General features: G+C 74.0%; 10 protein-coding genes. 5 read left to right on the plus strand and 5 right to left on the minus strand.

Annotated elements, in window-relative coordinates:
* Window positions 1-6 precede the first annotated feature (6 nt).
* The gene (locus CG736_RS21865; protein ID WP_100587874.1) at window positions 7-834 is read left to right on the plus strand and encodes an alpha/beta fold hydrolase; all 828 of its coding nucleotides are present in this window, start codon (window positions 7-9) and stop codon (window positions 832-834) included.
* Between the two features lie 29 nt (window positions 835-863).
* Here the strand turns inward: CG736_RS21865 and CG736_RS21870 are convergent, their stop codons facing one another.
* Both CG736_RS21870 and CG736_RS21875 read right to left on the minus strand, forming a co-directional pair.
* Window positions 864-3,890, minus strand: coding sequence for an AAA family ATPase (locus tag CG736_RS21870; protein ID WP_100587875.1), 3,027 nt, complete (start codon window positions 3,888-3,890; stop codon window positions 864-866).
* Between the two features lie 22 nt (window positions 3,891-3,912).
* Window positions 3,913-5,085, minus strand: coding sequence for an exonuclease SbcCD subunit D (locus CG736_RS21875; protein ID WP_100587876.1), 1,173 nt, complete (start codon window positions 5,083-5,085; stop codon window positions 3,913-3,915).
* A gap of 228 nt (window positions 5,086-5,313) precedes the next feature.
* On the opposite strand from CG736_RS21875, the gene CG736_RS21880 reads away from it, so the two are divergent.
* Window positions 5,314-5,907, plus strand: coding sequence for an NUDIX hydrolase (locus tag CG736_RS21880; RefSeq protein ID WP_198520572.1), 594 nt, complete (start codon window positions 5,314-5,316; stop codon window positions 5,905-5,907).
* An 89-nt stretch (window positions 5,908-5,996) separates the two neighbouring features.
* Window positions 5,997-6,605 carry a TIGR03086 family metal-binding protein gene (locus CG736_RS21885; RefSeq protein WP_100587877.1) on the plus strand — a complete coding sequence of 203 codons (609 nt, stop codon included), beginning with the start codon at window positions 5,997-5,999 and terminating at the stop codon, window positions 6,603-6,605.
* Window positions 6,606-6,693: 88 nt separating this feature from the next.
* Here the strand turns inward: CG736_RS21885 and CG736_RS21890 are convergent, their stop codons facing one another.
* Window positions 6,694-7,122 carry a hypothetical protein gene (locus tag CG736_RS21890; RefSeq protein ID WP_157815690.1) on the minus strand — a complete coding sequence of 143 codons (429 nt, stop codon included), beginning with the start codon at window positions 7,120-7,122 and terminating at the stop codon, window positions 6,694-6,696.
* 855 nt (window positions 7,123-7,977) lie between these two features.
* Between CG736_RS21890 and CG736_RS21895 the strand changes: the two genes are divergently transcribed.
* Window positions 7,978-8,775 (plus strand): SGNH/GDSL hydrolase family protein, encoded by a 798-nt coding sequence (locus tag CG736_RS21895; RefSeq protein ID WP_100587879.1) that lies wholly within the window; start codon window positions 7,978-7,980, stop codon window positions 8,773-8,775.
* A 135-nt stretch (window positions 8,776-8,910) separates the two neighbouring features.
* Here the strand turns inward: CG736_RS21895 and CG736_RS21900 are convergent, their stop codons facing one another.
* Together CG736_RS21900 and CG736_RS21905 are read right to left on the minus strand one after the other, a co-directional pair.
* The gene (locus CG736_RS21900; RefSeq protein ID WP_100587880.1) at window positions 8,911-10,041 is read right to left on the minus strand and encodes a polysaccharide deacetylase family protein; all 1,131 of its coding nucleotides are present in this window, start codon (window positions 10,039-10,041) and stop codon (window positions 8,911-8,913) included.
* Window positions 10,042-10,249: 208 nt separating this feature from the next.
* Complete coding sequence (locus tag CG736_RS21905) at window positions 10,250-12,073, minus strand: long-chain fatty acid--CoA ligase (RefSeq protein ID WP_100587881.1); 1,824 nt, start codon at window positions 12,071-12,073, stop codon at window positions 10,250-10,252.
* A 372-nt stretch (window positions 12,074-12,445) separates the two neighbouring features.
* Here CG736_RS21905 and CG736_RS21910 point away from each other — a divergent pair.
* A partial coding sequence (locus tag CG736_RS21910) for a nitrate- and nitrite sensing domain-containing protein (protein WP_100587882.1) occupies window positions 12,446-14,590 on the plus strand: 2,145 nt, incomplete at its 3' end.

Consider the following 14,590-nt stretch of genomic DNA (forward strand, 5'->3'; position numbering starts at 1 on the left):
CGGGCAATGACCGTTTTTGTGCCGAGCGCCGGGCCCGCCGCCGGCCGGCTGGAACGCCCCGACGCCACGCTCGCCTTCGAGACCACCGGCAGCGCCGGCCCGCTCGCCGTGCACGCGCACGGCTCGCTGTCCAGCCGGGCCCACGAGCAGCGGGCCGGCCTGTTCGACTGGACGCCGCTCACCGCGACCCACCGCCTGGCCCGCTACGACGCGCGCGGCCACGGCCGGTCCACGGGCCGGCCGGTCGCCGCCGACTACAGCTACCCCGCGCTCGCCGCCGACCTGCTCGCGCTCTGCGACCACCTCTCGCCGGACGCCCCCGTCACCGGACTCGGCGCGTCCATGGGCACTGCGACGGTGCTGTGGGCGGCGCTCGCCCGGCCCGAACGGTTCGACCGCCTGGTGCTGGCCGTCCCCGCCGTCGCCTGGGCGGCCCGCGAGCCGCGCCGGGCCGGGCTGCGGGCCGCCGCGACGCTGGTGGAGCGGCGCGGGACGGGCACCCTCAGGGCCGCCGCGAAGTTCTCCGGACCGCCCGCCGTCCTCGCCGAAGCCCCCCAGTACGCCACCGAGTTCGACGCCGTCGAGGACCTCGTCCCGGCCGTCCTGCGGGCCGCCGCCGACGCCGACCTCCCCACCCCCGACCGCCTCCGCGACCTCCCGCACCCCACCCTGATCCTGGCCTGGCCGACCGACCCCGTCCACCCCCTCGCCACCGCCCGCACCCTGGCCGAACACCTCCCGAACGCCCGGCTGCACACCGCCACCACCCTGGCGGACGTCAGGAGTTGGGGACGCCTCGCCGCGGACTTCCTGGCGGGCCGCCGACACGGGTGAGGTCCGGGGCGGCGCGCCCGGGTGGTGGTTCAGGCGTCGTCGCGGGTGGTGTGGTGGACGGTGGAGCCGTGGCGGTGCTTGCGGACGAGGAGTTGGGCGGGGATGCGGGTGCGGAGGTCGGCGACGTGGCTGACGATGCCGACGGCGCGGTCGCGTTCGCGGAGGGAGTCGAGCACGTCCATGACTTCCTCAAGGGTGTTCTCGTCGAGGGTGCCGAAGCCCTCGTCGATGAAGAGGGTGTCCAGGGGCATGCCGCCGGCCTCGTCGGTGACCACGTCGGCGAGGCCGAGGGCCAGGGCGAGCGAGGCGAAGAAGGACTCGCCGCCGGAGAGGGTGGCGGTGTCGCGCTCGCGGCCGGTCCAGGCGTCGACGACGTGGAGGGAGAGGCCGGAGCGCTTGGTGCCGGAGACCAGGCCGTCGCTGTGGACCAGGGTGTACCGGCCGCCGGACATCTTCAGCAGGCGCTGGCTGGCCGCGGCCGCGACCTGCTCCAGGCGGGCGGCCAGCACGTAGGACTCCAGACGCATCCGCAGGGCGTTCTCGGCGGGCGCGCCCGCGAGCAGCGCGGCCAGGCGGCTGATCCGGGCGTACGCGTCGAGGACGGGGGCGAAGGCGTCGGCGAGGGCGGTCAGGTCGCGGGTGATCCGGGCCAGCGCCGCCACCCGGTCGTCGGCGGTGCGGTGCGCGGTGTCGGCGGCGCGCAGGACGGCGGTGGCGTGTTCCTCCGCGGCGTGCGCGAACTCCGGTTCGGCCGAAGGGAGTTCGGCGGCCGCGCGCAGCTCCGGGTCGGCGAGGCGGGCGGCGGCCTGCTCCAGTGCGGCGTCCAGCTGCTCGAACTGCCGCTGAAGTGCGTCGCGTCGGTGGGCGGGGAGCTCGGCGGCGGCGAGCGCCGACAGGTCGGCGAAGCCCGCGTCGGCGGCGGCGCGCTCCAACGCGCCGGTGGCCTCGGCGCGTCGGTGGGTGGTCTCGGCGGTGGTGCGGGCCGCGTCGAGGACGGCCGTGACGGCGGCCGCGAGGGCGTCCACCGCGGCGGCGCGGGCCGCGACCGACGGGGCGTCGCCCCGGGCGGCGGCGATCCGCCCGGCCAGCGTGTCGAGTTCGGCCGCGACGGTGCCCAGCCGGTCGGCGAGGACGGCGCCGCGCTCGCCCGCCTGCCGCAGCCGCTCGTGGCGGGCCCGGCGTTCCTGCTCCAGCCGCTCCACCTGCTGGCCCAACGGCACCAGCCGCTCCGCGGTGTGCAGTGCCTCGCGCCGCTCGGCGGTCAACTCGTCGAGAATGGCGGTGAGTTCGGCGACCGAACGGCCGGCGGCGGCGGTCTCGGCGGCCGCGGCGTCCACCTGGAGGGTGCCCAAGCGGTGCTTGGCGGCGTCGAGTTCGGCCTCCGCTGCGTGCTGGGCGGCGCGGGCGCGCTGCTCGTCGGCGGCCGTGACCTGGTCGGCCGACGGGCGGGCGGGGGCCGGGTGTTCGGGCGAGCCGCACACCCGGCAGGGCTCGCCGTCGGCCAGCTGGGCCGCCAACTCGGCGGCCATGCCCGCCAGTCGGCGCTCCTGGAGGTCCAGGGTGCGGGCCCGGGCGTCCAGCGCGGCGTCCGTCAGGGTGCGGACCCGGGCCTCGGCGGCGGACAGTGCGGCCCGGAGCGAGCGGTGGCGGCGGGCCGCCTCCTGGCGGGCCGTCAACTCCTGGTGCCGGGAGTCGAGTCGGGCGAGCAGCGCGTGCGCGTCGCGGGCCGCGTCGAGGTCGACGGTCAGCTGCTTCAGCTGGTCGTCGAAGCCGGACAGCCAGTCCTGCGACTCCTCCGCCAGGTCGTCCGCCCGCTTCTGCTCGGCGGCCAACTCGTCGCGCTCGACCAGCAGTCGGGAGTGGCGCTGCTCGTCCGCGCGGGCCTCCGCGAGGCGGGTCGCCTCGGTGCGCAAGGTGCGTTCCGCAGCGGTGGGTTCGAGGTCGCCGAGCAGCTGGACGGCCCACGGCGCGGCGGCCCGGGCGGTGAGCGTCACGCGGTGGGCCGACTCGGCGGCGGTGGCGGCGGCGTGGGCGGCCAGCGCGCCCTGGTGCAGGGTGCGCAGCGGGGACAGCGCCCCGGCGGCCAGCGCGAGGCGCAGGCGGGCCCGGTCGGGGGCCGACTCCCGGTCGGCGCCGGCGAGTCGGAGGTGGTCCTGCTGCGCGGAGCGGTGTCGGTGCTGACGGTCCGCCAGGGTGCGCTGGGCGTCCAGCCGCGTGCGGGCCCGGGTGCGGGCGGCCTCGGCGCTCTCCAGCGCGAGCGCCGTCGCGGTGACGCGTTCGGCGGCCGTGCCGCGCAGCATCGCCGCCCAGGCCAGCACGTCCGCCGCGGAGGCGTTCTCGTCGGGTCGGTGCGCGGCGGCGTCCGCGGCGAGCGGACCGGCGGCCTCCTCGGCCCGGGCCGCCAGGTCGCGCAGCTTCTGCCGCCCGGCCTGCACCTCGTGCTCCTGGCGCAGCCGGCGCTCCGCCGTCCAGCGCTCCAACTGGTCGAACCGGCCGGTGTCGAACAGCTTGCCGAGCAGGTCGGCGCGCTGCTTGGAATCCGCGCGCAGGAACCGCGCGAAGTCGCCCTGCGGCAGCAGCACCACCTGGCAGAACTGGTCCCGGCTCATGCCGAGCAGCCGGGTCAGCTCCTCACCGGCCTCCTGGTGCGACTTGCTGACCGCGACCCAGCCCGGCTCGCCCTCGCCGGCGTCCGCAGCCCACTCGCGCAGCAGCGTCTGCGCCTTGTCCGCGGTGAAGCCCGAACCGCGCTTCTTAGGACGGAGCTGCTCGGGGCTGCGGGTGATCTCCAGCCGCCGCCCGCCCAGCGTCGCCTCCAGCACCACCTCGGTGCGCCGCCCCTGGTCGGCGTGGTCGCTGCGCACGCCGTTGCTCCTGCGCGAGCCCGGCAGTTCGCCGTACAGCGCGTAGCAGACCGCGTCCAGCACGCTGCTCTTGCCCGCGCCGGTCGCCCCGCGCAGCAGGAACAGGCCGGACGCGGTGAGCCGGTCGAAGTCGATCCGCTCCGTCGACGCGAACGGGCCGAACGCGGTGACGGTGAGCTGGTGCAGCCTCATCGGGCGCTCCCCTTCGAGAGGTTCATCGGCCGTTCTCCTCGGCCCGGTCGGCGGCCGTGCGGCGCACCGCCTCCAGGCCCTCCAACAGCCAGGACTGCTCGGTGTCGTCCAACTCCCGCCCCGGGCGGACGTGGGCGACGAAGCCCTCCACCACCTCCCGGTCGCTGCGCCCGCTGACCCGCTGCGCGTACGACCCGGACGCGGCCTGCTCGCCGCCCTCGGGTTCGAACAGCAACTGCAGGGTGTGCGGGAAGCGGACCCGCAGCCGCTCCATCGGGTCGACCGGCCGGACCGGGTCGGTCAGCGTGGCCTGCACCCAGGCGCCCTCGGCCCACTCGTGCTCGTCGGCGGTGAGCAGCTCGTCCAGGCGGCCGCGCAGCTGGGCCAGCCGACGCGGCTGGGGGCAGAGGATCCGGGTGGCCTCGACGGCGCCCTCGGCGTCCAGGTCGACCAGCCACATCGACTTGCGGTGGGTGGTCTCCGAGAACGAGTAGGCGAGCGGCGAGCCCGAGTAGCGCAGGTGCGGGGCGAGGGTCTGGCAGCCGTGCAGGTGCCCGAGGGCCACGTAGTGCACCCCGTCGAACACCCCGGCCGGCACCGACTGCACGCCGCCCACCGCGATGTCCCGCTCGCTGTCGCTCTGCTCGCCGCCCGTCACGAACGCGTGCGCCAGCACCACGGCCCGGGTGCCCGCCGGACGCGCGGCGAGGTCGGCCCGGACGGCGTCCATCGCCGCCGCCAGCACCTGCTCGTGGCCGCCCTTCGCCAGGCCCAGCCGGTCCCGGACCAGCGCCGGCTCCAGGTACGGCAGCCCGTACACCGCGACCGGCCCGTGCCCGTCGGCCAGCAGCACCGGCTCGGCGAGCGTGCCCGGATCGGTGCGCAGGTGTATGCCCGCCCGCTCGATCAGCCGGGACGCGACCCCGAGCCGACGGGCCGAATCGTGGTTGCCGCTGATGAAGACGGTCGGGATGTTCCGCTCGGCCAGCCGCCACAGCACGTCGTCGAAGAGCGCGACGGCCTCCAGCCCGGGCAGCGCCCGGTCGTACACGTCACCCGCCACCAGCACGGCGTCGACCCGCTCGGCGACGGCGGTGGCCACCAGGTGGTCGAGGAACGCGCGCTGCGCCTCGTGCAGGTTCTCGCGGTGGAACGAACGGCCCAGGTGCCAGTCCGAGGTGTGCAGCAGCCTCACGCCGAAGCTCCCCGCAGCATGTCTGTCACTCCTCGTCGCTTTCATGGTGGTCCGGCCGGTACCGAGTATCACAGGTGCGGGTGACAGGCCGGGTCGGGAGTGACGGGAGGGGTGGTCGGGACGGGTGGGGCGCTGACCCGGGTGGCGGCCGGGACTGTTCATCGGTCGGGTGTTCGGGGAAGATCATCAGGTGGCGAGGGCGGCCGCCCGGAGTGCGGAGGGAGTGGCATGGGCATCGAATACAGCCCGGAGATCTCCGAACTGCTCGGGCGGGTCCGACGCCGGCCGAACGCCGGCTGGCCCTGGCACGCCGGGTCGGCGGTGCCGGAGGGGCTCCCGGTGAAGCAGTCCTGGGGCTGGCTGTTCGCCCCCGACGGCCGGGTGCTCACGCTGGTCAACCCCCGGGACGGCGTGGTCAGCCTCCCCGGCGGCTCGCTGGAGGCGGAGGACGCGGGCGATCCGGGCGCGACGCTGGCCCGCGAGTCGGCCGAGGAGGCCCAGGCGCTGATCGGGCCGCCGGTCTACCTCGGCTACCTGTACGACCGGGTCGGCTCGGCGAACGGCGGCCACGAGTGCGCCCGGGTGCGGATGGCCGCGGCGCTGCACGGCGTGGCCCGGTCCGCCCCCGATCCGGCTTCCGGCCGCCACTACCGTCGTCTGCTGGTCGCCCCGGGCCTGGCCGTCGAACTCCTCGGCTGGGGTGCGGCCGGACTGCAGCAGGCCCGGGCGGCGGTGGCGGCGGCGGTCGGGGTGCTGGGGGTTCCGGCGTCGGCGAACGAGACGATCGAGGAACTGCCGCTCGGGGGCTGCTGGCTGCGCTGAGCCCGCCGCCCGGGTGCGCAATCGGTGCGGTGAGTCAACTGGTTTTGCTGCCAACCGAGTTGGCGGATCCGGCGGGTAGCATCCGCGGCATGACGGATATTCAGGAGTTCGATGCGCGTGCCCTGAAGGTCACGCAGACGGTCGTCGACCGCGTCGCCGCGGACCGGCTCGACCGCCCGACGCCGTGCGGGGACTGGACACTCGGGCAGTTGCTCGCGCACATGACGGGACAGAACCACGGCTTCGCGTTCGCGGCCGGCGGCGAGCTGCACGGGCGCGAGGTGTGGCGCGACCGCCCGGTCGGCGACGATCCGGGCGAGGAGTTCGCCGCCTCGGCGGCCGCGGTGGTCGCGGCGTTCGGCGAGGAGGGCGTGCCGGAGCGGGAGTTCTGGCTTCCGGAGGTGCGCGGCGGGCAGTGGTTCCCGGCCGTTCAGGCGGTCGGCTTCCACCTGGTCGACTACGTGGTGCACGGCTGGGACGTCGCCGCCTCGATCGGCGTCGGGATCGAGTTCGACGCGGACGTGCTGGCGGCCGCGCTGACGGTCGCCGAAGCGGTTCCGACCGGTGCTTCCCGCGAGCGGGAGGGCGCCGCGTTCGCGCCCGCGCTGGACGTACCGGCCGGGGCCTCCGTGCTGGACCGGATCCTGCTGCTGCTCGGCCGCGACCCGAACTGGTCCGCGCCGGGGCACACCGGCTGACGGGGGTTCGGGGCGCGGGCGGGCCGGTGTCGCCCCCACGGGGGTGGGGCGGCACCGGCCCGGCGGTCGGGGCGCGGGGCGGTGCGGGTCAGCAGGCGCCGGTGATCCGCTTCTGGCCCACCAGGACGACGCCGTCGTTGGCGATGACGACGCTGATGGCCGCGGTGCCCGCGGAGTTCGACGACCACAGCGCGGTGCCGTACTGGGTGTACAGCACGAAGTTGCCGTCCGACTGGTACGAGGCGTGGTGGGCGGCGCTCCCGTTGGTGCCGGTCGCCCAGCACACCGTGCGGCCGCTGCCGGACCCGCGGTACTCGACGAGGTTGCCGTCCGACTGCAGGATCAGCTGGTAGACGCCGCTGGGGCTGACGATCGAGTCCCCGACGTTGAGGCTCTGGCCCGGGATGATGCCCTGGCTGGAGGTCGCCGACGCGCTCCCGGTCGCGCCGAGGACGGCCGCCGCGGCCGCGGTGACGGCGACAGCGGCCTTGGCCGCACCGCGAATGGTCTTGTTCATCATTGCCCCCTTGCTCAATATGTGTCCGATATGTCCGCCGCATTCATCGGCGGCGAACGCGGATCAAAGCTAGCCGCAGGGGCGGGCGGAAAGATGGTCGACAGTCGTGATTCACCTCACATTGTCGAGGGTTTAATATCCTTTTCCGAAATTTACCGCCGCACTGCGGGAAATTTGCGAAACCCTGCCGGAGGGGGGCGGCCGGGTGGTGCGAGTCACGGCTGCGGGGGGTTTAACTGCACGCTGTGATGGCCGAGTTGACCTTGCGTTCGATCGGCGGGCGGGTGTCGGGGCCGGGTGGGGGTGCGAGCCGCGCGGGTCGGGAATTCCACCTCCGCCCGCCGCTGGGCAGCGGCGCTGCTCGTTGGCCGGGCGAGTGTCCGCGGCGAAGTGGCGGGCGTGGTGCGGAATTCTTCGGGCGCATCGGAAATCGGCGACCGCCGACCGATATTTTGTCCTCGATGTCCGGAGGGTGGGACGGTTCGGCGCGCCCGATCCGGCGCTCGGTGCGCGCTCGGACGGCGGCGGTGCGAGCGGCTCGCGCCGGGGGGTGCCGCGACTGCCCATTTGGGGCGGGTGGGGCTGGAGTGCGCCGTGAGCACGCTGTGTCACGCCCCCATTGCGCTCGGAGATGGGGCCTGAGGTGACGGTGCGTCAGGTGAAAAATCGGGCGATCGGACGTTCGGACGGTGCTTCGCGGGATTTCCGCAGCCCAGGTCAGGGGTGGGTCTCCGCGCGTAGCGAAAATCGAGTGACCGTTGGATGAGAGTTCGTCAAATTCTTTGGCATGACCGCTTCCCTGCGAGGCTACTGGCTGGTATCCAATGTGTGGCCTGCGTCACCCATGGAGGAAACATGACTAGAGTCCGTGCCATCACCGTCGCTCTCACCGCGGCGGCCCTGTCCGTCACCACCCTTGTCGCCGCCACCCAGGCGAGCGCCGCCGGCGTCAACTACGTTGCGCTCGGCGACTCGTACTCGGCCGGCGTCGGCTCGGGCAGCTACACCAGCGAGAGCGGCAGCTGCAGCCGCAGCACCAACGCCTACCCGTACCTGTGGAAGAACGCGCACGCCCCGACCTCGTTCAAGTTCGTGGCCTGCTCGGGTGCGACGACCAACGACGTGGTCGCCAACCAGCTCAGCTCGCTGAGCTCGACGACCACGCTGATCTCGATCACCATCGGCGGCAACGACGCGGGCTTCGCGTCGACCATGCAGACCTGTGTGCTGAGCAGCGACAGCTCGTGCCTGAGCGCCGTGAACACGGCGAAGAGCTACGCCAACAACACGCTGCCGGGCAAGCTCTCCAGCCTGTACTCGCAGATCAAGGCCAAGGCGCCCAACGCGCACGTGGTGGTGCTGGGTTACCCGCACCTGTACCAGGTGCCGGGCAGCTGCCTGGTCGGCATCTCGGACACCAAGCGGACCGCGATCAACAGCGCGGCGGACACCCTGGACACGGTGATCTCCAAGCAGGTGGCGGCGGCCGGCTTCACCTTCAAGGACGTCCGGTCGATCTTCTCCGGCCACGAGATCTGCGGCTCGTCGTCCCAGTGGCTGAACAGCACCACGCTGCCGATCAGCGACAGCTACCACCCGAACTCCTCGGGCCAGGCGTACGGCTACCTGCCGTCGTTCTCCGCGGGCGTCTGACCCCGGAGTTCACCGAGACGTCCGTGACGGGCGGACGAGCCGGTGTCCGGGCCCATGGGAGGGGCCCGGACACCGGTGTTCGTGAGCCGCCACGGACTGACGATACGTCAGCTTATTTCAGCGGCGCGGCGGCGGTCACCGCAGGTAGTCGGTGAGCGCCGCAGGCGTCAGACCGGCCGCGCGGGCCGCGTCCAGGGCGCGCTGCAGGTCGCTCGCCAGGGTGTCGGTGAAGTGCAGGATGATCACGTCGCCGGGCTGGAGCGGACCGCCGTGGTAGACGTTCGCGGCGCCGGAGGTGAAGTCGGCGGTCGCGGTCAGCAGGTACCTGATGCCGCAGTTCGCGGCGGCCTGCTGGGTGGTGGCGTCGAAGGTGAAGTACGGCGGCCGCAGGATCGTCGGGGTGGTGCCGTAGCGGGCGGCCACCGCGTCGCGGGCGTCGCAGATCTCGGCCTGCTGCTCGGCGGGCGAGAGGGTCGTCAGGTCGCGGTGCGAGACGGTGTGGTCCTGGATGGAGGAGCCGGGCGCCGCGGTGACCTTGCTGAAGTAGTCCGGCTCGAAGCCCTCCGGCATGGGCAGCGGGAACGCGGTGACCGGCAGCCTGCGGTCGGCGATCAGCTGCGCGGCCTCGGGGGTGCGGAACCAGCCGTCGTCGATGGTGAAGAAGACCACCTTGTCGGAGGTCGGCGCGTTCCAGGTGGCGTACGCGGGGGCGGGGGTGTCCCCGGTGACGCTGACGTCGTCCACCGCGATCGGGCCCTGGCCGTACCAGCCGTGCACGTACAGCTGGACGGAGGTGGTGGCCGCGCCGGTGGTGAAGGTGGTGGACAGCTGCTGCCAGCCGCTGCCGGTGGACGCCGTCCAGGCCGGCGGGGCGTCGTGGCCGGTGCCGGTGGCGCCGATGAACGCGTACGAGCCGTGCACCCACGCCCGGTACGTGTAGCTGGTGTTGGGGCGCACCGCGAGGGTCTGGGTGCACTGGCCGGTGGAGTCGGCGGAGGCCGGGGTGACGGCCAGTGCGGAGCCGCCGGTGCGGGCCGCGGTGGTGACGGCGCCCTCGCCCGCGGCGCAGTGCCAGCCGGGGATCGAGCCCCAGTCGGCGAGCGGCAGGGCGGGGATCTCGAAGCCGGGGTTGGTGGCGAGGTTGACCGCGGGGGCGTCGGCAGCGGCGACCGGGGCGTCGGCGTGCGCGGCCGGGGCGGTGGCGAGGGCGGCCAGCACGGTGGCGGCGGCAGCCGTCGCGAGACGGCGGCGTGCGGAACTGAGCACGGATCGACTCCAGTGTGAGGGAGGAGGGAAGACGTGACTCCCGGAGGGGGCGGGGGTCGGTCGCGGCCCTGCCGCACCGGGCCAGGTGCACACAATGGACTGGACCAATCCCGGCGGTCAAGGGGGACTGGCGGAGATCGGTCAACCGCCGTACCGCCCGTCGAGTCCACCGCCCCGCAGAGGCGGTGACGGACCGTCAGGTTCCGGTTCAGCCCGCGTACAGCTCCTCGATGTCCTGCGCGTAGCGCGCCGCCACCGCCGCCCGGCGGATCTTCAGCGACGGCGTCAACAGGCCCTCTTCCAGGGTGAATTCGTTCGGCAGCAGGCGGAACGCCCGGATCGACTCGGCGCGCGAGACGGTGGTGTTGGCGGCCGCCACGGCCCGCTGCACCTCCTGGTGGAGCTCGTGGTCGGTGAGGGCCTGCCGGACGTCCGGCCAGGGCCGGCCGCGGGCCTTGAGCCAGTGTCCCAGGGCCACCGGGTCGAGGGTGATCAGCGCGCCCAGGTAAGGCCGGTTGTCGCCCACCACCAGGCACTGGGCGATCAGCGGATGGGCCCGGACGCGCTCCTCCAGGATCGCGGGCGCCAGGTTCTTGCCGCTGGAGGTGACGATCACCTCCTTCTTGCGGCCGGTCAGCGTCAAGTAGCCGTCCTCGTCCAGCGATCCGAGGTCGCCGGTGGCCAGCCAGTCCCCGTGCAGCACCTCCTGGGTGCAGCGCGGGTGGTTGAGGTAGCCGGCGAACACGCCGGCGCCGCGCACCCACACCTCGCCGTCCTCGGCGATCGCCACCGACGCGCCGGGCACCGGGCGGCCCACGGTGCCGAACCTGGGCCGGTCCGGGGGATTGGCGGTGATGGCGGCGGTCGTCTCGGTCAGGCCGTAGCCCTCGTACACCGTCATGCCCGCGCCGGCGAAGAACAGCGCCAACTCCCGCCCCAGCATGGACCCGCCGGAGATCACCGAGCGGACCCGGCCGCCGAGCACGGCCCGCAGCCGCTGGTACACCAGGCGCTCGTACGCGGCGTGCCGCAGCCGCAGCGCGGGGGACGGGCCGGGACCCTTGCGGTGCGCCCGGCGCTCCCAGGCGGCCGCCCACTCGATCGCCACCTGCTCGGCCTGGACGAAGGTCTCCAGCCGGCCGGACGCCTCGGCGGCCTCCCTGGCCCGGCGGTGGATCTTCTCGAAGATGTACGGCACCGCGTGCAGGAAGGTCGGCCGGAACGACGCCAGGGCCGGCAGCAGGCTGTCCGCGGCCAGCTTGGCGTGGTGGCCGATCCGGATGCCGCCGCGCACCGCCGCCACCTGGGTGAGCCGCCCGTACACGTGCGCCAGCGGCAGGAACAGCAGGGTGGCGGGCTGGTCGCCGCCGGTGTCGGAGAACACCTCCGCCCAGCTCTCCAGCACCGCGTCCGCCACCGCCGCGAAGCTGCCGTGGGTGAGCAGACAGCCCTTCGGGCGGCCGGTGGTGCCGGAGGTGTAGATGACGCTGGCCAGTGAATCCGGTGTCACGCCGACCCGCTGACGGTGCACCAGGGCGTCCGGCACCCCCTGCCCGTCCGCCATCAGCTGCTGCATGCAGCCCCGGTCCAGCTGCCAGATGCCGGTCAGCTCGGGCAGCGCGTCGCAGACCGCGCCGACCGTCATCGCCTGGTCCTCGTCCTCGACCACGCAGGCCACCGCCGAGGTCTCGGCCAGGATCCAGCGCACCTGCTCGGCCGCCGCGGTCGGGTACACCGGCACCGGGATCGCGCCGACCGACCAGAGCGCGTAGTCGAACAGCGTCCACTCGTAGCGGGTGGAGGACATCACCGCGACCCGGTCGCCGTAGCGCACCCCGCGGGTGAGCAGACCGCGGGCCAGGGCCAGCACCTCGTCGCGGAACTGTGCGGCCGTCACCGGCTGCCAGGCGCCGTCCGCCCAGCGGGACAACTGCACCAGCCGCGGCTCGCGCTCGGCCCGGTCGAACACCGTGTCGGCCAGCCCGCCGGTCACCGCCGAGCTGCCGAGCGCGGGGCTGCTGATCTCTCGCACGGTACCCCCGTTCCCGCCGATCCCCACCCCGGCTCGCACGACCCGGCGGGCGGTACCGGCGAAGCTACCCGATCGGCGCGGTGCTGCCCAGAGTCACCGCCCGACGACACCCCGCACCGGGCACAGTGCCGCAGGTGGGGGCACTGGAGGGGCTCGGCGAGGAAATTAAAGGACGATCCGGACAACACACGATCACGATGCAAATTCACCCTACGAACGGAAGGTCAGGAAGTAGTAGGCTCGCGGCTCTCGTACCCCTCCGTGCCCCCCGACCGATTCCCCCAGCGCCCCCTGCCGCACCCCGCCGCCCCCTGCCCCCGGCCGCTCGTGCCCGGCGACCAACACCGACCGAGGACCACCAGAGGACCCCCCATGCGCCTGCGCCGCAGCTCGATCCGCGCGAGGATCATCGCGCTGCTCCTGGTGCCCATCGCGGCGCTCAGCTGCCTGTGGGGCTACTCCACACTGGTCACCACCGGCGACGTGTGGACCCAGCTCGACCTCAGCGCCACCTACGAGGCCTTCGGCAACCCCGCCGACCAGTACGCCTACGACCTGCGGCAGGAACGCTCCGCCGCGGTGCTGCGCCTCGCCGACCCCGGCAACAAGAACTACGGCGACGCCTACCTGAAGACCCAGGCCGCCACCGACCGGGACCTGCAGCTGCTGCGCTACCAGAGCACCAGCCGCGACGCCGGCCGGCTCAACGCCGACCAGCGCTCCCGGATCCAGGACATCATCACGGTCGCCGACCAACTCGCCGCCATCCGCAGCCAGATCGGCCAGCAGCGGACCAACTGGGAAGGCGCGCTGCAGGACTACAGCGACCTGATCAGCCCGGTCTTCGCCTTCCGGTCCTCGTTCGTGGCCAAGGAGAGCGGCGAACTGCCCCGCCAGGGCACCATCCTGGTCGAACTCACCCGGGCCACCGACTACCTGGCCCAGGAGACCGCCGCGATGCGCGCCCTGCGGGCCGGCAGCGCCGGGGCCGCCGGGGACAGCCACAAGCAGCAGGCCGCGCTGGACGCCATGCACGCCCAGCAGACGCTGTTCCGGGTCTACGTCGCCGAACTCGACCCGCAGGACCGCGCCGACTACACCGAGCTGCGCTCCGGCCTCACCTGGAGCACCCTCACCACCGCCGAACACGGCTTCGACGACGCGGCCGACCGGGCCCTGGAGGTCCGCGGCGGCCCCGTCGACTCCTGGGGCGACAACGCCGACAAGGTGCTCGACGACCTGGACGCCGTCAACACCCGGCTGGCCGCCAAGATCGGCGACCAGGCGCACGCCTACGCCGTCAACTCGCTGCTGCGCGGCGGCATCGCCGGCCTGGTCGGCCTGATCGCGGTGGTGCTGTCCATCCTGGTGTCCTACCGCATCGGCCGCCGCCTGGTGCGCGAACTCGTCGGCCTGCGCAACGCCGCCGCCGAACTGTCCACCACCCGACTGCCCTCCGTGATGCTCCGGCTGCGCCACGGCGAGGCCGTCGACGTGGTCGCCGAAGTCCCCCAGCTGGAGTTCGGCGCGGGAGAGGTCGGCCAGGTCGGCCGGGCCTTCAACGAGGTTCAGCGGGTCGCCGTCGAGGCCGCCGTCGAACAGGCCGAGCTGCGCCGCGGCGTCTCCGCGGTCTTCGTCAACCTGGCCCGCCGCTCCCAGGTGCTGCTGCACCGTCAGCTCACCCTGCTGGACACCATGGAGCGCCGCACCGAGGACCCGCGCGAGCTGGAGGACCTGTTCCGGCTCGACCACCTCACCACCCGCATGCGCCGGCACGCCGAGGGCCTGATCATCCTCTCCGGCGGCTCGCCCGGCCGCGCCTGGCGCAAGCCGGTCCGGATGGTCGACGTGGTGCGCGCCGCCGTCGGCGAGGTCGAGGACTACGCCCGGGTCATCGTCCGGCCGTTCCCCGGCACCGGGCTGCTCGGCTCCGCGGTCGCCGACGTCACCCACCTGATCGCCGAACTCGTCGAGAACGCCACAGTGTTCTCCCCGCCGCAGACCCAGGTCACCGTCCAGGGCGAGGTGGTCGCGCACGGCTTCTGCCTGGAGATCGACGACCGCGGCCTCGGCCTGAACGAGCAGCACCTCGCCGAGGTCAACCAGCGCCTCGCCGTGGAGCAGGAGTTCGACCTCGCCGACACCGACCGGCTGGGCCTGTTCGTGGTCTCCCGGCTGGCCCGCCGGCACGGCATCCGGGTCCACCTGCGGCCCTCCCCGTACGGCGGCACCTCCGCCGTGGTGCTGATCCCGCGCGAACTCCTCGCCGACAGCGCCGAGATGGCCCCCGAGGGGGCCCGGCCCGCCACCGACGAGCCCGCCCACCGCCGGGCCCCCGGCGCCGACCGGCCCGGCCGGGCGCACGCCGCCCCCGGCAAGGCGCTCGGCGGCCCGCGGCCGTCCACGCCCGACCCGTCCGCGGGGCCCGGCGGGCTGCCGCGACGTCGAACCCCCGGACAGGAAGCGGTGTCCGACCCCGCGTCGGGGACCGGGCGGCACCGCCGGACCGAGGACGCC

Origin of the sequence: Kitasatospora sp. CB02891 (assembly GCF_002803145.1) — a bacterium.
Lineage (GTDB): Bacteria > Actinomycetota > Actinomycetes > Streptomycetales > Streptomycetaceae > Kitasatospora > Kitasatospora griseola.

Excerpts from the sequence above, each read along its gene's own strand:
- CG736_RS21885 (WP_100587877.1), top strand. The coding sequence starts at position 5,997 with ATGACGGATATTCAGGAGTTCGATGCGCGTGCCCTGAAGGTCACGCAG.
- CG736_RS21895 (WP_100587879.1), top strand. The coding sequence starts at position 7,978 with ATGACTAGAGTCCGTGCCATCACCGTCGCTCTCACCGCGGCGGCCCTG.
- CG736_RS21890 (WP_157815690.1), bottom strand. The coding sequence starts at position 7,122 with ATGAACAAGACCATTCGCGGTGCGGCCAAGGCCGCTGTCGCCGTCACC.
- CG736_RS21880 (WP_198520572.1), top strand. The coding sequence starts at position 5,314 with ATGGGCATCGAATACAGCCCGGAGATCTCCGAACTGCTCGGGCGGGTC.
- CG736_RS21865 (WP_100587874.1), top strand. The coding sequence starts at position 7 with ATGACCGTTTTTGTGCCGAGCGCCGGGCCCGCCGCCGGCCGGCTGGAA.
- CG736_RS21870 (WP_100587875.1), bottom strand. The coding sequence starts at position 3,890 with ATGAGGCTGCACCAGCTCACCGTCACCGCGTTCGGCCCGTTCGCGTCG.